Source organism: Gillisella vitis, assembly GCF_021559775.1.
Lineage (GTDB): Bacteria > Pseudomonadota > Alphaproteobacteria > Rhizobiales > Rhizobiaceae > Allorhizobium > Allorhizobium ampelinum.
The window spans coordinates 478,700-495,986 of sequence record NZ_CP056047.1 but is presented as its reverse complement, the minus strand read 5'-3'; the positions used below and the strand labels follow the sequence as shown (position 1 = coordinate 495,986).

Annotated in this window: 15 protein-coding genes; 4 read left to right on the top strand and 11 right to left on the bottom strand. The window is 60.1% G+C overall.

From position 1 onward, the window contains the following. Positions 1-11: 11 nt before the first annotated feature. The 3 genes from AVCG78_RS02245 to AVCG78_RS02235 form a co-directional block, all read right to left on the bottom strand. On the bottom strand, positions 12-3,473 hold the full coding sequence (locus AVCG78_RS02245; protein WP_071202662.1) for an AAA family ATPase: 3,462 nt from the start codon (positions 3,471-3,473) through the stop codon (positions 12-14). 315 nt (positions 3,474-3,788) lie between these two features. Then, the gene (locus AVCG78_RS02240) at positions 3,789-4,472 is read right to left on the bottom strand and encodes a DsbA family protein (RefSeq protein WP_071202660.1); all 684 of its coding nucleotides are present in this window, start codon (positions 4,470-4,472) and stop codon (positions 3,789-3,791) included. 198 nt (positions 4,473-4,670) lie between these two features. After that, complete coding sequence (locus AVCG78_RS02235) at positions 4,671-5,219, bottom strand: DUF721 domain-containing protein (RefSeq protein ID WP_071585001.1); 549 nt, start codon at positions 5,217-5,219, stop codon at positions 4,671-4,673. Between the two features lie 72 nt (positions 5,220-5,291). Here AVCG78_RS02235 and mutY point away from each other — a divergent pair, with 72 nt between their 5' ends. The 3 genes from mutY to AVCG78_RS02220 are packed head-to-tail and all read left to right on the top strand — an operon-like array spanning position 5,292 to position 7,345. Then, a complete protein-coding gene (gene mutY, locus AVCG78_RS02230; RefSeq protein WP_071202655.1) occupies positions 5,292-6,458 on the top strand; it encodes an A/G-specific adenine glycosylase in 1,167 nt (388 codons plus the stop codon). A gap of 3 nt (positions 6,459-6,461) precedes the next feature. Then, positions 6,462-7,070 (top strand): HAD family hydrolase, encoded by a 609-nt coding sequence (locus AVCG78_RS02225; RefSeq protein ID WP_071585000.1) that lies wholly within the window; start codon positions 6,462-6,464, stop codon positions 7,068-7,070. Further along, the gene (locus tag AVCG78_RS02220; protein ID WP_071202651.1) at positions 7,070-7,345 is read left to right on the top strand and encodes a putative quinol monooxygenase; all 276 of its coding nucleotides are present in this window, start codon (positions 7,070-7,072) and stop codon (positions 7,343-7,345) included. Before AVCG78_RS02225 ends, AVCG78_RS02220 begins: the two co-directional genes overlap by 1 nt. Positions 7,346-7,381: 36 nt before the next feature. Here the strand turns inward: AVCG78_RS02220 and AVCG78_RS02215 are convergent, their stop codons facing one another. The 6 genes from AVCG78_RS02215 to AVCG78_RS02190 all read right to left on the bottom strand — a co-directional run bounded on the left by AVCG78_RS02215 (position 7,382) and on the right by AVCG78_RS02190 (position 14,512). Beyond that, complete coding sequence (locus AVCG78_RS02215) at positions 7,382-9,082, bottom strand: O-linked N-acetylglucosamine transferase, SPINDLY family protein (RefSeq protein ID WP_071584999.1); 1,701 nt, start codon at positions 9,080-9,082, stop codon at positions 7,382-7,384. A 25-nt stretch (positions 9,083-9,107) separates the two neighbouring features. After that, entirely contained in the window at positions 9,108-9,716 is a 609-nt protein-coding gene (locus AVCG78_RS02210) for a pyridoxamine 5'-phosphate oxidase family protein (RefSeq protein ID WP_081355433.1), read from the bottom strand. Positions 9,717-9,795: 79 nt separating this feature from the next. Next, positions 9,796-11,652, bottom strand: coding sequence for an O-linked N-acetylglucosamine transferase, SPINDLY family protein (locus AVCG78_RS02205; protein WP_071584998.1), 1,857 nt, complete (start codon positions 11,650-11,652; stop codon positions 9,796-9,798). 336 nt (positions 11,653-11,988) lie between these two features. Beyond that, entirely contained in the window at positions 11,989-13,122 is a 1,134-nt protein-coding gene (locus AVCG78_RS02200) for a site-specific DNA-methyltransferase (protein WP_015915196.1), read from the bottom strand. 184 nt (positions 13,123-13,306) lie between these two features. Then, positions 13,307-13,738, bottom strand: coding sequence for a DUF1284 domain-containing protein (locus tag AVCG78_RS02195; protein WP_071202645.1), 432 nt, complete (start codon positions 13,736-13,738; stop codon positions 13,307-13,309). Between the two features lie 105 nt (positions 13,739-13,843). Next, positions 13,844-14,512: a GntR family transcriptional regulator gene (locus tag AVCG78_RS02190; RefSeq protein ID WP_071202644.1), complete on the bottom strand. Its 669-nt coding sequence runs from the start codon at positions 14,510-14,512 to the stop codon at positions 13,844-13,846. Between the two features lie 154 nt (positions 14,513-14,666). Here AVCG78_RS02190 and AVCG78_RS02185 point away from each other — a divergent pair, with 154 nt between their 5' ends. Next, on the top strand, positions 14,667-15,356 hold the full coding sequence (locus AVCG78_RS02185; protein WP_071202642.1) for an HAD family hydrolase: 690 nt from the start codon (positions 14,667-14,669) through the stop codon (positions 15,354-15,356). 37 nt (positions 15,357-15,393) lie between these two features. On the opposite strand, the gene AVCG78_RS02180 is transcribed toward AVCG78_RS02185, so the two are convergent. Together AVCG78_RS02180 and AVCG78_RS02175 are read right to left on the bottom strand one after the other, a co-directional pair. Next, positions 15,394-16,320: a diacylglycerol/lipid kinase family protein gene (locus AVCG78_RS02180; RefSeq protein ID WP_071202640.1), complete on the bottom strand. Its 927-nt coding sequence runs from the start codon at positions 16,318-16,320 to the stop codon at positions 15,394-15,396. Positions 16,321-16,367: 47 nt separating this feature from the next. Next, positions 16,368-17,003 carry a hypothetical protein gene (locus AVCG78_RS02175; protein WP_234626816.1) on the bottom strand — a complete coding sequence of 212 codons (636 nt, stop codon included), beginning with the start codon at positions 17,001-17,003 and terminating at the stop codon, positions 16,368-16,370. Between the last annotated feature and the right edge of the window lie 284 nt (positions 17,004-17,287).

Here is a 17,287-nt window from a genome sequence, read left to right as displayed (position 1 = left end):
GTCGAAGACGGTCACACAGCCTCGCGCAATTGCTCCGCCGTCTGCAAATCCACGGACACCAGTTGCGAGACGCCCTGTTCGGCCATGGTGACGCCGAACAGCCGGTTCATGCGGGCCATGGTGATCGGGTTGTGGGTGATGATCACGAAACGGGTCTGGGTCGAGGCGGCCATTTCGTCCATCAGGTTGCAATAGCGCTCGACATTGTGGTCGTCGAGCGGGGCGTCCACTTCGTCAAGCACGCAGATCGGAGCCGGATTGGTGAGGAAGACCGCGAAAATCAGCGCCATCGCCGTCAAAGCCTGCTCGCCGCCCGATAGCAGCGTCATGGTCTGCGGCTTCTTGCCGGGCGGACGGGCGAGGATTTCGAGGCCAGCATCCAGCGGATCGTCACTTTCGATCAGCTGCAATTCCGCCGTGCCGCCGTTAAACAAGTGGGTGAACAGCCGCTGGAACTGCGCATTGACCACGTCGAACGCCGCCACCAGGCGTTCCCGGCCCTCGCGGTTCAGGCTCTGGATGGCGCCACGCAGCTTGCGGATCGCGTCGATCACGTCGTCGCGCTCCTTGATCAGCGCGGCGAGCTTGTCGGAGAGTTCCTTCTGCTCTTCATCGGCGCGCAGGTTGACGGCACCCAGCCGTTCGCGCTCGATTTTCAGGCGGTCCAGATCGCGCTCGACCTCGCGCAGATCAGGGATCGCGTCATCGGGCTTCAGCCCCGTGAGGCGGAAGGCTTCGTGCGGGCCGACATTGAGCGCTTCCTGAATGCGGGCCTCGGCATCCTTGCGCCGCTCGCGTCCAGACAACAGCCGTTCTTCCGCCCGGCCCCGGCGCTCACGGGCTTCGGCCAGCGCCGAAAGGGCGCTCGCGGCGAGCTGATCGGCCTGACGCTGGCGGGCCTCGGCCTCCACCAACCGGTCTGCTGCGGCGCGGCGGGCGCTCTCGGCCTTGTCCAGCTCGCTCATCAGCAGGCGGCGCTTTTCGTCGAATTCGTCGGGGGCAGCGTCCAGCTCGGCCATTTCGTCGCGGGCTTCCGCCTCGCGCTCCCTCAGCGTGGCGATATGCTGAGCAGCACTTGCAGCACGCTGCGCCCAGCTTTGCCGCTCCTGACGGATCGCCATGATCCGGCGCTGGCGCTGGTCGTTTTCGCGGGCAAACCCTTCATGACGGGCACGGGCTTCGGCCACCAATCCGCGACCGGTGGCAACCTCCATCTGTAATTGCCGCAATTGTTCGTCCAGCGCCGTCAGGTCGGCCTGATCGGCAAGGGCAATCTGCGCTTCTTCGGCCAGGCTTTCAGCCTCCTCGATCTGGGCGCGAAGACCGTTGACCGCCTCTTCCACCACGGCGCGACGGCGCAGCAGATCGCCGCTGGCACGCTCGGCAGCGCTTAACGCCTCGCGGGCTTCCGACAGCTGACGCAGGATCAACCGCTGGCGCTCACGCCCTTCGCCAAGACGCGCTTCGCTCGACGTTACCGCCTCGCGCGCTGCCGTCAATTGTTCTTCAGCGTCTTCCAGCCCGATGCGAGCCTCGTCAATCTCTTCTTCCAGCGCCTTTAGACGGTTCTTCTGGGCAAGGCGAAGGGCTGCCGCACTCGGCGCTTCCGAGCCGGTAACATGGCCATCCCAGCGATAGACGGCCCCTTCGCGCGTCACCAGCCGCTGGCCGGGCTTCAGATCCGGTTGCAGGCGTTGCGCGGTATCCGCATCGGTGATGCCGATCTGCTTCAGGCGACGGGACAACGCTTGCGGCGCGGAAACATGGGCTGCAAGCGCCACGATGCCAGCGGGCAAAGCCGGATCATCACCATCCGGCCCGGGCATGGCCCAATGGGCGGGAGCCTGTGCGTCGAGCGGGCTTTCCAGATCATCGCCAAGGGCGGCCCCCAGCGCCGTTTCAAAGCCGCGCTCCACCGTCAGTGCATCGGCCACCGGCGAAAACTCTCCGGCGCTGGCCGAAGAGGCCAGCATTTTGGCAATGGTTTTCGCCTCGGTTTCCAGCGCCGCCAATGCAGAGCGGGCGGCTTCCACCGGGCCACGGGCCAGCGCCTCGGCCCGACGGGCGGCGCTTAAAGCCTCTTCCGCTTGCGCAACCGTGCTTTCGGCCTCTTCCACCGCATATTCACCGGCTTCCACCGCCTCGCGCTTTTCCTCCGGGTCCGGCAGGGCGGCGAGCTTTTCGGCCACGGCGTCCAGTTCGCGGCCTGCCTCGTCGGCCTGACGCTCCAGCCGCAGCCGCTTGTCGGCGAGGTCGCGCAGCGCCCGTTCCAGCTGGTTGCGCCCGGCTGCCGCTTCGGCGCGGTCGGCGGTCGCAGCGGCAAAGCGGGCTTCGCTGTCAGCAAGGGTTGCCGATGCTTCCTCGAAAGCAATGCGCAGATCGTCGGCCTCCTGGCCGCTTTCCGTCAGCACGTCTTCCAGTTCGGATTCCTCGGCAGCGAGCCGCTCGAGAATTTCGGCATTGTCATCGACCAGCCGTTGCTCCCGGGCAATGTCTTCTTCCAACTGCAACAGCCGCCGGGTCAGTTCGTCGCGGCGTTTGAACAGCCGTCCGGCATCTTCCTCCAACTGGCTGCGGGCAATCTGCAAGCGTTGCAGGCTGGCTGCGGCCTTGACCTCTTCGTCACGCAACGCAGGCAATTGCAGGCTGGCAATGGCTTGGGCCTTGGCCGCTTCCATCTGCGCCTGCGCCCGCTCGGCCACCAGCGAGGTCGTTTCGTTGAGCGAGGCTTCCGCCTCGGCCTCGGCCTGCCGCGCTTCCGTCCAGCGGATATGCAGCAGCATGGCATCGCGGGCGCGGATATCAGCGGACAGCATCTTGAAGCGATTGGCCTGCCGGGCCTGGCGCTTCAGGCTCTCGATCTGGCTTTCCAGCTGGGCGACAATATCCTCCAGCCGCTCCAGATTGGTTTCGGCGGCTCGCAGCCGCAGTTCCGCCTCGTGGCGGCGCGAATGCAGTCCGGAAATGCCAGCGGCTTCTTCCAGCAATTGTCGGCGTGCCTGCGGTTTGGCCTGGATGAGTTCGCCAATCCGCCCCTGGCCGACCATCGACGGCGACCGCGCCCCGGTCGAGGCATCGGCAAACAGCAATTGCACATCCTTGGCGCGGGCTTCCTTGCCATTGATGCGATAGACCGAACCGTTTTCCCGCTCAATGCGGCGGCTGACCTGAATTTCGTCGCTGTCGTTGAAGGCGGCGGGCGCGGTGCGGTCTGAATTGTCGAGATAAAGCCCAACCTCCGCCGAATTGCGGGCGGGGCGATTGCCGGAGCCGGAAAAGATCACGTCATCCATGCCGGAAGCGCGCATGTTCTTATAGGAGTTTTCCCCCATCACCCAGCGCAGCGCCTCGACCAGGTTGGACTTGCCGCAGCCGTTCGGCCCGACCACGCCGGTCAATCCGCGTTCGATGATGAATTCGGTAGGCTCAACGAAGGATTTGAAGCCGACGACACGAAGCTTGGTGAACTTCATGGGCCTATCCCAACAAAGAGATCCTCAGGAGCAGCAGCCTCTGAAGCGTATTGTCTGCCAGATTGAGAAGGTTTTTGTAAGGAACAGTCAAAGGGAAGACCGTGTGGCTCCCCCTCACCCCGCCTCCGCTGCGCTCGGCGGACCTCTCCCCGCTGGGGAGAGGAGAACCGGGACGCTGCGGCTCCTGACTCTTCTCCCCTGCGGGGAGAAGGTGGCGGCAGAGGCAAGAGGTGGGCGAAGCCCAACACTGACACCGACCACAAAAAAACGGGCGCATGGCTTTCGCCACCGCCCGTCTTGATCGGATGCGCAGTGTCAGAGAAGGCTGTCGATGAGCGCCGACATGGATTCAACCGACATATCTCCAGAATAGCTTTTGCCGTTGATCAGGAAGGTCGGGGTTGCGTTGACGCCGAATTGCTTGGCGCCAAGGTCCCGCATTGCGGTTACATCACCGGCAAGCTTGGTGTTCGTCAAGCAAGCCTGGAAGCTTTCCTGTGTGAAACCAGCCATTTTCGACATTTGCAGCATCGCACCACGCACATCGCCGTTGTCAGGCGCGGCCCAGGAGCGCTGCTGCTTCAGGAACATGGTGATGAAGGGATAATATTGATCCTTCGGGGCGCAACGCGCCAGCATGAAGGCGGCGGTGGCGGCGGGATCGAAAGGAAACTCGCGGAACACGAAATAGACCTTGCCGGTATCGATGTATTTTTCCTTGATCGTATCGAAGGTCGTGGCGTGAAAATGGGCGCAATGCGGGCAAGTCATCGAGAAATATTCAACGATCTTGACTGGCGCGTCGGGCTTGCCGAGTGCCATGTCCGGCAGCGGGCCGGGTTTCATCACCTCTGCCATATCGACATCATGGTCGGGCTTGGGCATTTCGGCGGCGGCAAAGGCCGGGCTCACCATACCGGAGACGGCGAGGCCTGTGGCCGCCGTGGCGATACCGGCCAGGAGATGGCGCTTGGTCAGGGTCAGTTCTGAATTCGACATTATTTCACCCGCATAGAGTAACGATCGTGCTGTAAACCTGCGCCCGGTTATACCTGTCTCACACACCCTGACAATACATCATCTGGCAAGACATCGCTCGCAAGACTGAGTTGTCGCGAGACAGGCACACCACCGCCCCACAGCACGGATTAGACTGTATGTGAGGGTTTTGGCCTGCCAATTCAAATTACAAAGCTGTCATTTCGGCTTTTTTTGCGACAATACCGCCCGGCCCAGCCGCTCGACTGCTTTTTTGAGCTTGTCGCTCTCAATCCCCTCAGTCATTTCCGAGAGCTTTTTCGCCTGCACCGCGTCCAGACGGCCCGGCCCGCGCCGGTGCTTGGCGGTATTCGACACCGGTTTTTGCACGATGCGAATCTGCCCGATGGCCGGATAGCCGAAAAACCCGTTGATGCGGGCAATCAACTCGCCCTGCGCATGGTTGAGAAACAGCGCCCGCGCCCCTTCGCAGGCAATGGTCAGGACGCCCGCCTGATACCCGCCGGAACGACCGGCAGGCGCACTCGACTTCGGGCCGGGTTTCTGGCCCGAATCCTGTCCGGCATAGTCGCGCCTCGGCCAGACGATCTTTTCAGGCCGTGTGCAATCGGCAAAATCGGCCCCGGCAATCTCGTCCCAGGACGACAGCAGCGCCGTCGAAATCCCGGCGCGCCGTGCAATCACCGGATCGATGATACCGTTGGCCAGTTCCGAAATCTGGGCAGCGCCGCGTTTTTTGAAGGCCATGGCTGGATGGTGCCTCGTCATTGCAATCCGGAACGCTTGATATGCGCCGTGATTCGTCACCATATATATAGTATGAGCATGAAAACCCGAAAACCTGCCGAACAAACCCTTCACGAAGACGGGCTTCACCAAGATGGGCCTCACCAAGAGGGACTAAGCGCTGACGAGCTTCTCGCCTGGTATGACCGCCATCACCGTGATCTGCCCTGGCGGATCTCGCCGCCGATGGCGGCGCGCGGTATAAGGCCCGATCCCTATCACATCTGGCTGTCGGAAGTGATGCTGCAACAAACGACGGTGCAGGCGGTCAAACCCTATTTCCTGAAATTTCTGGCCCGCTGGCCGAAAGTCACCGATCTGGCTGCCGCCCCCACCGAGGACGTGATGGCGGCCTGGGCAGGCCTTGGCTATTACGCCCGCGCCCGCAACCTGAAAAAATGCGCCGAGGCCGTCGCCGATCTGCATGGCGGTATCTTTCCCGACACCCAGGACGGCCTGCAATCGCTGCCCGGAATTGGCGATTATACCTCCGCTGCCATTGCCGCCATTGCGTTTAACCGACAGGCGGCGGTGATGGACGGCAATGTCGAGCGAGTGATATCAAGGCTATACGCGATTTCCGATCCGCTGCCCGGGGCCAAACCGGCGATCAAGGCACAGGTTGCGGCGCTGACGCCCATTGAGCGGCCCGGCGATTTCGCGCAAGCGATGATGGATCTGGGCGCGACGATCTGCACGCCAAAACGGCCTGCCTGTTCGCTCTGTCCGTTCAACACCCACTGTCTGGCGCTGAAAGCCCATGATCCCGAGCATTTTCCGGTCAAGGCAGCGAAAAAGGCCAAGCCGATACGGCTTGGTGCCGCCTTCATCGCTCTTGATGACCGCAACCGCATCCTGCTGCGCAAGCGCGCCGACAAGGGGCTTCTGGGTGGCATGACGGAAGTGCCGACCACCGAATGGACGGCCCGCATCGACGGCGACGACAGCGAGGCCAGCGCGCCGATGGACGCCAATTGGCGCGCCTGCGGGGTGGTCACTCATGTGTTTACCCATTTCGAGCTGCGTCTGACGATCTTCCGGGCCGATGCGGTCAAGGGACGGCCCGACGATTACCATTGGGCCGATCACGGATGGTGGGAGCCGCTCATCAATCTTGAAGCCCAGGCCTTGCCGACGGTGATGAAAAAGGCGATCACCCAGGCTATACCCGAGGCCTTCGCAGCCAGAAAAATGGAATAGAGCATGGCAGAGATCCGGCATATCGTTTTCGACATCGGCAAGGTACTGATCCATTACGACCCCAACCTGCCCTTCAGCCGGATCATCCCGGATGCCAAGGAGCGGCAATGGTTTTTCGACAATGTCTGCACCCATGACTGGAACATCGAACAGGACCGGGGCCGTACATGGGCCGATGCCGAAGCCCTGCTGATTGCCCAATATCCCGACCGCGAAGCGCATATCCGCGCCTTTCGCCAACATTGGCGCGAAATGGTGCCGCATGCCTATGATGGCACGGTCGAGATCTTCAATGGCCTGATTAATGAGGGCCGCGATGTGACCATGCTGACCAATTTCGCCGCCGACACGTTCACTGAAGCTCGGGAGATGTTTCCCTTCCTCAACCGCCCGCGCGGCGTCACAGTGTCGGGCGAAGTCGGCCTGATCAAGCCGGATGTGGCGATTTATCACCGCCATGCCACGGACTTTGGTCTCGATCCGGCCCATTCGATTTTCATTGATGACAGCCTGCCCAATGTGGTGGGTGCCAAGGCGGCTGGTTGGCAGGCGGTGCATTTTGTCAGCCCGGAAAAGCTCAAGACGGATCTCACTAACGTCGGTGTGCTCTGATGGCCAAAGTGTTTCTCGACGGCTATATCGACGTCACAGAGGATCGGCTGGAAGCCGTGAAGGCGGCCCTGCCTGAGCATATCGCCCTGACGCGGGCAGAGCCGGGGTGCCTATCTTTCAACGTCGAAGCTTGCCCTACTGTCGCCGGGCGTTTTCTTGTTTCGGAAGTCTTTGTTGATAAGGCCTCTTTCGACGCGCATCAGCAGCGCACGAAGGCATCGAACTGGTTCACGGTGACGCAGGGCATCGCCCGGGATTATACGATCAGGGCTTGATAGCCCTGATCGCCAGCCTACTCCCTCAAAACCTTGTCATGGGAACGGCCTTGCCGGAACATCCATATGATCCGGCTCCAGCCCGGCCTTGGCGCGCTCAACCATCATCCGGTAGGCGTCTTCGAGATGGCGGGTAAAGCGGTCGGTGTCAAACAGCGGCGCGGTGTGCCGGTTGGCGGCGATCCTGTCGCGCAAGTCTTGAAGACGGTTTCTGTTGTGCGCAAGGTCTTGCGCCTGGGCAATGTAATCATCAACGGTCTCAGCCACCAGTTCCGGTACGCCAAGCGCGGTCAGCAGGCTTTCAGAAACGCGGGAGGCGAAATTCTGGCCCTTCAGCGCCAGAACGGGCACCCCGGCCCAAAGGCAATCGGAAGTGGTCGTATGGCCGCAACAGGGAAAACTGTCGAGAACAAGATCTGCTGCGGACAGCCTGGCGAGGTGATACGGATAGGCAAGTGGCGGCGTGAAGATCAATCGTTCCGCTGACAGGCCATGGCGCGCGAACAGTGTCCGGAGATTGTCCTTGGCAATGTCGTTTCTGCACAGGATCCACAGGATGCTGTCCGGCAGATCCGCCATAATCTTCAGCCATGCCTCGACAGTTTGCGGGCTGAGTTTCTTGATGCTGTTGAAGGATGCCAGAACGAACCTGTCCTGCGGCAAGCCCAAAGCTGCTCGCGGCACTGCTGGCGGCAAGGGCCGGTTGATATTGTCATTGGGTTGATAGGTTTCCGGCAAACGGCAAAACTTTTCCTGGTAAAACGGCTTGTTGGACTGAGGCGTCACAATCGGATCGCCGATGATATAGTCGCAGTCTATGCCGATGCCGCTGCCCGGAAAACCAAGCCAGGCCACCTGTATCGGCGCAAGGCCGGAATTGACCAGACCTATTCTGGCATCCTTGGTATGGCCTTTCAGATCAACAAGAATGTCCAGGTCGTCATTCTGGATCATCGTGCTGGCCGCCGCATCAGACAGGTCGCCGATTTGCTTGATCATCCCCATGCGGGCGCGCGATCCGTTGTCGCTTTCGACCAATGCCTTGTTTGAATAGCAATAGAGGATAATCTCGAAACGGCTTCTGTCATGGCGCTCAAGCACGCCCTGCAACAGGATCATCGTCGCATGAGAACTGAAAAAATCGTTGGAAAGATAGCCAATCCTGATCTTGTCACCAAACACATGCGGTTTTTGCCGGCGCATTGCGCGGATCTGCGGCGATATGTCTGGCCGGCCCTCGCCCAGGATGCGGGCTTGAATGCTCTCATCGCTGCACCAGTGGAGAATGTTGAACGGCAACTCACAGGACATGGCAAATTCATCACCCGCCAGTATTGCCGCCAATGCCGCATCATTGGCAGCTTTCAGCTCATCCAACCTTAGGAAATCGAACAAATGATGCCGGCGAAAAATAGCGGCAGCATGGTCTCTCGGCTCAACCTGCAATATGCGTTCGGCTGAGGCAAAGGCTTTTTCAGTATGCCCGGCCTTTTTATAGAGTTCGAATGCAACTTTGTTCAGCCTTATGCCATCAGTGGCAACGAGGTCCGCTGCAAGAGTATAATGATCCGCCGCCGTCTCGAAATGCCCAAGCCGATAATGGCATTGGGCAGCCATGATGATCATTCGCGGATCTTGCCTGGCAGGCGGCAAGAGTGCGGCAAATTCATCGAGCGCCTGTTGAAACAGACCCTGGGCATAAGATGAAGTGACTTTCTCGGCAGCATCAAAGGTCATGGCTTTCTGAAAACTCTACCGAGGATCAATACAGGCTCTTCCTCGACCGCTCGGGCAATTCCTGGTCATAGGCTTCGCCATCGAAGCCGTTGACGATGTTTTTCAGGATCTGGCCGGGTGATGGCAGGGTGGACCGCTCGACATAGCGGGAGGAGTCCCAGAGATTTGAGCGGAGAATGGCCTTGGCGCAGTGGAAATAGACGCTGTCGATGGCAAGCAAAATCACGCTTTTCGGCAGCTTTCCATCGACGGCAAAGCGGGCCAGCAGGTCCGGGTCGGCGCTGATCGTAGCCCGGCCATTGACCCTCAGCGTTTCGCCGACGCCGGGGATGAGAAACAGCACAGATGTCCGACCGTCTTCGATGATGTTTTTCAGGTTATCGATACGATTGTTGCCAGGGCGGTCGGGGATGGCCAGCGTCTTGCGGTCAAGAATTGCCACGAAGCCAGGCGCATCGCCCTTTGGCGAGCAATCGGTGCCATCAGCGCCGACTGTAGCGAGCAGGATGAAAGGCGAAGCGCTAACGAAGGCGGCGTAATCATCGTTCAGATGGTCGATTTCCTTGGCAAGTGACGTCTCCTTCACTGTGCCATAGAGGGCTTCCAGCTGTTGCAGCGTGGTAATGGTCATCATCCGCCTCCCGCGTTATCGCGCATTATACCATGCCAGATTGCGCGCCATAATCATCGTTTACCCTGATGATTCACCCGGATCAACCCTTGGCGGCATCCACGCAAATCGCCTCCAACGCCGCCTCGAAATCGCGGGTGAAGCGGGGCGTATCAAACAGCGGCGCGGTGTCGCGGGCTTGAAGGAGGTTCTGGCGCAGGTGAGATTGGCGGACCTCATCCTGCGCCAGTTCGACCGCCAGGCGGCCGAATTCGGTAAGATCGTTGGCGACCAGTTCGGTCAGGCCAACGGCACTCAAAAGACTTTCGCTGACGCGGCCGGCAAAATTCGTGCCTTTCCAGGTCAGAACCGGCACACCAGCCCAAAGGGCATCCGCCGTGGTCGTATGGCCGTTACAAGGCCCGGTATCAAGGGCGATATCAGCATAAGGCAACCGGCGCAAATGCTCCGAGAGCGGTTTTTTCGGTGCAAAGATCAATCTCTCCGGCGCCACTCCCAGCCGGACAGCTGCGGCGCGAAGATTGTCTCGCGTCACTGGTAGCATATCAATCAGCCAAAGCACCGACCCATCAACCGATTTCAGTATTTCCATCCAGGTTTTGAACACCTGATATCGAATTTTCACCGCTTGATTGAAAGAACAGAACACCACACCCTGTTCCGGCAAGCCGTGAAGGCTACGCGGGCCGTCGCGCATCACCTTTTCACGGCTATTGTCATTGCACTGGTAACTATTGGGCAGCCGGAAGATTTTCTCGGCATAGAACGGATCCGACGATGGCGGGGCGACAATGGAATCGGCAATGGCATAATCAATGCCAACACCAACCACGCTGCCTGGAAAGCCGAGATAGGCCACCTGCACAGGGGCCGGGCGGCGGCAGAAAATCCCCAGCCTGTTCTCGAAAGTAAATCCCTTGAGGTCGATCAGGATGTCGAGATCAAGCTGCCGTATGGCGGCAGCGGCCTGATCGTCATCCAAGTCAAGAATGTCGACATAGTGATCGATGGCCTCAAGGAAACGTTGGCGCAGCATGCCCTTGCGGTTCTTGGCTGCGGTATGGCAAATGCCGAAAATCTCAAAACGGTCGCGATCATGGTTTTCGATCACGCCGGTTAAAAGCGAGAGCGTCGCATGCTGGTATAAATCCGCTGAGACATAGCCGACCCTCAGCCTTTGCCCGGACCGGGCCTTGTAAGGCCGCCGTAGAGCAACCGTGCCTCGATGCTTCTCCCCCGTCCGGATCGCACTCAGGACATGATAGGCCTCATCGCCAGACCATTGCAGCGCCCGGAAGACGTTTTCGCGAATGTCCAGAACCGCCCCATCCGCAGCATAGGCAGCCTCAAGCTCCCCCTGTAGCCGCGTGGCCAGCTCGAAATCGCAAAGGTTCATGGCGCACCAGAACAACTCTGTCAGCGCCAGCCGTTCCGTTGGACGGGCGTTGTAGGCCGCTTTCAGCACGACAAATGCTTGTTCCGCCTGCCCTGCCCCCAGCAGCACCATGCCTGCATTCAACCAATTGTCGAAATCGCGGCCAATCGTCACCAGCTTAAGCGCATAGGGTAGCGCCTCCGGATAGCGACCCGCTTCGCGGTAGAGGCTGCAAATCGAATGATTCGCATCGACATCGTCAGGCATATAGCGGTGCAGCGCCAGCAAGGCACGTAGAGCAAGATCGTCTCGCCCGGTTTCCAGATAGTGAGAGCAGGCGCGAAAAGCGACATCACGTTTGCGCGACGGTGTAAGCGCAATCACACGCTCAAACAGTCCGGCGGCCTCAAGCCGGTTGCCAAGACGCTCATGCACGGTGGCGGCGAGAATATGGGCTTCGGCATTGCTTCGTTCGGCTTGCAACAGGCGCGAAACGGTGTTCAGGGCCGCCTCATAGGCGCCCTCCCCGTATTGCTCCAGTGCCTGCCTGTATAAAGCCGCCAAAACCCGTCTCCCATCTGTTGAAGATGGGAAATAAAGCGGCAGACTTGTCCGAACCTGTTTAGTGCTTCGAGAATAACCGCTAAGTGCTTATAACTAGATATCTAATTTATATTAGCCGCACATCTGCAACTTGAAGATACGACAACCTAGACCTATCATAAAAATTACAACCTGCGTACTTGAGGCAAGGCCAAAATGCCCGGCGCGGAAACCGTGCCGGGCATTGTCACTTTCATCGGTACTGAGTACAAAAACCGACGAAGATAGTCAGCATCGGCGCCGATGATTAAGAAATCGTAACGGCGGCAGACACTGCGCCGACCCGGCACGATAAACTCATCCCGCCAACTTGCCCATGCTGGCGCGCACCAGGCTGCGCAAGTCATCGATCGGCTTCAACTTGCCTGCGTCCTCGTAGTGCCAGAAGGTCCAGCCATTGCACGCATCCAGGCCGCGAACCTTCGCGCCAACCCGGTGGATGGAGCCGGCTTGCGTGCCGGACACCAGCGTGCCATCGGCGCGGATGATGGCGCTATGGCGACGCTTTTCGCAGCTCAGCACCTGGCCGGGCTGCAAAAGACCGCTGTCCAAAAGCGTATTGAAGGCGACGCGCGGCTCGGATTTCTTGCCGGTCAAGACCGTCAGTTCCACCTTGCCCAGCGCTTCGACCGCATCGATGCGGGCGGAAGCGGCGTCGATATAGTCCTGCTCACGCTCAATGCCGACGAAATTGCGGCCCAGACGCTTGGCAACGGCGCCAGTCGTGCCGGAGCCGAAGAATGGGTCGAGCACCACGTCGCCAGGCTTGGTCGAGGCCAGGATAACGCGGGCCAGCAGGGCTTCCGGCTTCTGGGTCGGATGGATCTTCTTGCCGTCCTCGCCCTTCAGGCGCTCGCCGCCGGAGCAGATCGGAAACAGCCAGTCGGAGCGCATCTGCACATCGTCGTTGGAGGCCTTCAGCGCATCGTAATTGAAGGTATAGCTCTTGGCCTTGGCATCGCGCGAGGCCCAGATCATCGTTTCATGGGCGTTCTGGAACCGGCGACCCTTGAAATTCGGCATCGGGTTGGTCTTGCGCCAGACAATATCATTCAAAATCCAGAAATTCAGATCCTGAAGCGTCGCGCCGACCCGGAAAATATTGTGATAGGAGCCGATAACCCAGATGGTGCCATGCGGCTTCAACACGCGCCGGCAGGCAAGCAGCCAGGCGCGTGTGAAGGCATCGTAAGCCTCGAAAGAGGCGAACTGGTCCCATGCATCGTCCACGGCGTCGACAACAGACTGGTCCGGCCGGTGGAGCATGCCCCCCAACTGCAGATTATACGGTGGATCCGCAAAGATCGCATCCACCGATTGATCCGGCAGAGCCTCCAAAGCCGCAACACAGTCGCCCTTGATGATACTGTTCATCCAGGCGAAGGGATCGTTGGAGCGACGAAGGTCGGCGAGCGGGAAAACAGAGGCCATGGAATACTCACTGGTTACGCTGACGCAGCACATATTTAACAGTGCCTATGGTTACCGAACTTGGTTACCAAATGCTGAACGGTGAGCTTAAATTTCCATGCAATTTCAGGTCGGCAGCCAGATTGCCTGTTGTCGGGTCTCAACGGCCAGGGAATTCGAGGACGGATGATCCCGAGATGGGCGATCAAGCCGCGGGCGGATTCACCAACGCTCCGCTGTAGCCCTCAGCCGCTATGCCATCACAGAGCGACGACCATTCGCAATCATGACAGGCAGACCGCACCGAGCCCGTGGCAAAGGCGGCCCGCAACCGCGCCAGCAGGGCGGCATCCGGGGTGATGACCGTGCCGGTCGCCACCGGGCGAGACAGCAACTGGGCCACGGCATCCTTGGCTTTCCGGTCGCGCTCCAGCACACTGTCACGGAAACAATGAGCCGTTTCCGAATGGGTCAAGGGCTGACAGAGATCGTCGGGGCCATCGACGATCTCAATGGTTTCGCCCTCGGTCAACCGCGCTGCGACGCGGCGATAATTGGCGACGAAATCGGCAGTATAGCCTTCGCCGACAAAGGTCAGCATGCAGAGCAGATGATGACCGCGCAACCGCACCGTCATGGCATTAATCCTTCATTCGTTGGGCTTTATAGGTTGGGCTGGGCTTTTCCGCCTGATCAACACGTTTGTCGTTTTTACCGACCGTTTTTGCGCGCTCACGCCTCATCATCCGACAATCGCAAAACGCTCCGGCTGCGGCTCACCGCGGCGCGGCGCGGGCGCCCGGCCAATCCACTGCACATGCCGTTCCAGAATGGCAGCTGCCTCACCCACGGCGTTGCGGCGCAAGGCATCCAGGATGGCACGGTGGTCATGATCGGTGCGGCGCTCCCAGCCACTTTGCCAGCCTGCCAGCAGGAAATGAGCGCTGACCGCATGCAGGTCGTCGATGGCGGTCAACAGGCGCGGCATATCGCAGGTGGAAACGATCAACCGGTGAAAGCGTCGATTGGCCGCCTCCCAATCCTCGACATTGTCGGCGCGATCACAGGCGGAGGTCGCGGCTTCCGCTTCGTCCAGCAGCGCGGGCGTCAGATGGGGAGCGGCATGCTTCAGCGCCAGCACTTCAAGTGCGGCGCGCATTTCCGCCACTTCACGCACCTGTTTCAGATCGAAACTCGCCACCCGGACCCCGCGGCGCGGCAGACTGACGACCAAGCCCTGCGCCTCCAGACGCCGGAAGGCCTCCCGCACCGGCACCTGGCTTACCGAAAATTCCTCGGCAATATGGTCCTGTGCCAGCCGAATGCCGGGCTGCAATTCTCCATGCACGATGCGTTGCGCCAACACGCGGGCAATCCTCGCGGCTATAGTGTCGTCCTTGGCTTTGCTCATGTCTTCTGATTAGGCTTAAGGGGCAAATTTGTCGAGAGATACGCAGATCGGCCCTTAACATCTGGGCCATGAACATTCGGCAGATCTGCGTAATTGTTCTTTACCGCCATATCGTGTAGTCAGGCATTTCCCCCGACAACAGGATATGATGTGCATGGCTGGCTTCGACCTCACCCTTTTCGATTGTGACGGCGTGCTCGTCGATTCCGAAATCATTGCCGCCAAAGTGGAATCCAAGCTACTGACCGAGGCAGGCTATCCGATTTCAGTCGAGGAAATGGGTGAGCGTTTTTCCGGCATGACCTGGAAAAACATCCTGATGACCATCGAGAAGGAAGTGGATATTCCGCTCTCGGCCAGCCTGATCGACAAATCGGAAGCCCTGCTGGACCAGCGGCTGGCCCGCGAGGTCAAGCTGGTGGAAGGGGTCACCTACGCCCTGTCACGTCTGCAGGGGCCGCGCTGCATCTGCTCCAATTCCTCGTCACAGCGGCTGGACATGATGCTGACCAAGGTTGGCCTCAAGGAGTTTTTCGCGCCGCATGTCTATTCCGCCAAGGATCTCGGCGCTGACCGGGTCAAGCCGAAGCCGGATATCTATCTGCATGGCGCCGCCCAGTTCAACGTCAAGCCGCAAAATTGCGTGGTGGTTGAAGACAGCGTGCATGGCATCCATGCCGCCCGCGCCGCTGGAATGCGGGTCATCGGCTTTACCGGCGCCTCCCACACCTATCCCTCCCATGCCGACCGCCTGACCGAAGCCGGGGCCGAAACCGTGATCGCCCGGATGATGGACCTGCCAGCCGTCATTGCCGCCATGGCCGAATGGGACCATGTGATCTAAAGCTCGCTTCCAGCTTTTTGAAAGCGCCTGCGCTCATTCACCCAGGCGCCACTGCTGGCGGGAGGCGAACGGTGAGCGCTTGCGGCAGAATGCTGAAGCGCAATGCGCCGGGCCTGATCACTTCGCCATCGGCCTCGGCCATGGGGATCTTGCCGTGCGGCTCGATGTCGATCACCTGGCCGCGATGGGTCTCGATCGCGGACAAATTCGCATGACTGCCATTGGCGAAAGCCGCAAAGATCTTCAGATTGCCAATGGCGCCGCAATGGCGTGCAAAGACCAGATCGAGCTGGCCATCGTCCAGCAAAGCCCGCGGCGCGGCGCGCACTCCGGCGCCAAACCAGCTGCCATTGGTAACGGCGGCCACAAGAACCGCGCCGTCATAAACGCATCTTCCATCCACCGAAATGCGCAGGGCCGCTCCCTTGTAGCGGGCGATGCGCGCCAATGACATCAGCCGGTAGCGCAGGAAAGCCGGCATACGCGAGGGTCCACGGTTTGCCTCGATCGCCGCGACGATCTCGCCCGAGACGCCGGTACTGGCGACATTGATGAAATGCGTGGTCTGCGCCTCGCCACCGCCCACATGGCTTTGCAGAACTCCGACATCGATACGGCGCGGGGCGGCCGTAGCAATCGCCTGCAATTGGCGCTCGGTTGTTGCGGGCCAATCGAAATTGCGAGAAAAATCCGCGCCCGTGCCACCCGGCAGGAAGGCAAAGGCGGTTTTCGGATAAAGCGACGTCAGCAGCCCATCCACGGCCTGGCCAACCGTGCCATCGCCACCCACCACCAGCACCAGATCGGTTTCCGGCGTGACGGCGGCACGCACCTGGGGACCCGTCATGCCCTTGACGGTTTCGACCAGCGAATAGCCGGGAAAAATCTCCGCAAGGGCACGGGCCGTGCCAGGCCATGCGTGAGCACCGCCCGCCACAGGATTGCGAATGACCGTCACCCTCATGCCGGACTCATTGATGCAAGACCCATTATTGCCGCGTCACGACAGGCTTATTTACGCTTTTTGCCGGACGGCTTGCCTGTGGTCTTGGCCGGACCTTCATCGAAGCCGACAAAGATCTGCGTCGCCGCCGTGGCATTGGCAGCCATGGTGATATCGCGGCTAAACAGGAACTGGGCCGGCTGATCGGCGCTGGCGAGGTTGGCGGTAAACGGCACCAGTTCCGAGGACACCACCGTATCGCCATCGACGACGGCAACCCGGATCGGCATGTTGATCGATCCGGCATGGCCCTGCGGACCCGCCACCAGCCGTCCGGCCACCTGGACCTTGACGGTCAGCGTGGTGTCGGACTGGGTGCAGGCGCGGGTGGTTTCGGCAAGCGAGGCCTGGAACACCACATCCTGCGGATCCTTGGAACCCGACTTGGCATAGGTGCGGTAGAAGGACGTGCCATCGCGCAGGGAGATCTTCGGGCAGACGGCCTGAACCACGGCGCCAGAAGACGCTGCCGGGGCGCCAGCCGTGGCTGCACCAGAGACCGATGTCGTGGCATTGGAGCTGAACAGGCTGCCTCCACTGGCGCCAGAACTGGAGCCGGCCCCGGAGCCGCTGGTATTGCAACCGGCCAGAAAAACCGCCAGGACCGGAACAATAACCAGAGCCGACTTATTAACCTGAGCCAAATTATTCACCTGAGATGAGGCGGACGAGCCGCGCATTATAGATTGAAACACCGGGTCACACCTTCTGCATCATGACTTCGTCTCACCGCGTGGAGAATGCGGCCTGGAAACAGGAAAATCTCCCGCAATCAGCCTTTCCTTATCGGTTGGCGATGGTCTATACCAGCGGCGTGGCAAAAAATCGATCAGCTAGCGCGTGCTTTGTTGCAATTTTCGGCAAGGCATCGGCAAGACTCTGCATCATTGTTGCGGCCATTAAATTTTAGACCGGGCGTGACCTTTAG

Coding starts and splice junctions, on each gene's coding strand:
- AVCG78_RS02245 (WP_071202662.1), bottom strand. CDS start 3,473: ATGAAGTTCACCAAGCTTCGTGTCGTCGGCTTCAAATCCTTCGTTGAG.
- AVCG78_RS02240 (WP_071202660.1), bottom strand. CDS start 4,472: ATGTCGAATTCAGAACTGACCCTGACCAAGCGCCATCTCCTGGCCGGT.
- AVCG78_RS02235 (WP_071585001.1), bottom strand. CDS start 5,219: ATGGCCTTCAAAAAACGCGGCGCTGCCCAGATTTCGGAACTGGCCAAC.
- mutY (WP_071202655.1), top strand. CDS start 5,292: ATGAGCATGAAAACCCGAAAACCTGCCGAACAAACCCTTCACGAAGAC.
- AVCG78_RS02225 (WP_071585000.1), top strand. CDS start 6,462: ATGGCAGAGATCCGGCATATCGTTTTCGACATCGGCAAGGTACTGATC.
- AVCG78_RS02220 (WP_071202651.1), top strand. CDS start 7,070: ATGGCCAAAGTGTTTCTCGACGGCTATATCGACGTCACAGAGGATCGG.
- AVCG78_RS02215 (WP_071584999.1), bottom strand. CDS start 9,082: ATGACCTTTGATGCTGCCGAGAAAGTCACTTCATCTTATGCCCAGGGT.
- AVCG78_RS02210 (WP_081355433.1), bottom strand. CDS start 9,716: ATGATGACCATTACCACGCTGCAACAGCTGGAAGCCCTCTATGGCACA.
- AVCG78_RS02200 (WP_015915196.1), bottom strand. CDS start 13,122: ATGGCCTCTGTTTTCCCGCTCGCCGACCTTCGTCGCTCCAACGATCCC.
- AVCG78_RS02195 (WP_071202645.1), bottom strand. CDS start 13,738: ATGACGGTGCGGTTGCGCGGTCATCATCTGCTCTGCATGCTGACCTTT.
- AVCG78_RS02190 (WP_071202644.1), bottom strand. CDS start 14,512: ATGAGCAAAGCCAAGGACGACACTATAGCCGCGAGGATTGCCCGCGTG.
- AVCG78_RS02185 (WP_071202642.1), top strand. CDS start 14,667: ATGGCTGGCTTCGACCTCACCCTTTTCGATTGTGACGGCGTGCTCGTC.
- AVCG78_RS02180 (WP_071202640.1), bottom strand. CDS start 16,320: ATGAGGGTGACGGTCATTCGCAATCCTGTGGCGGGCGGTGCTCACGCA.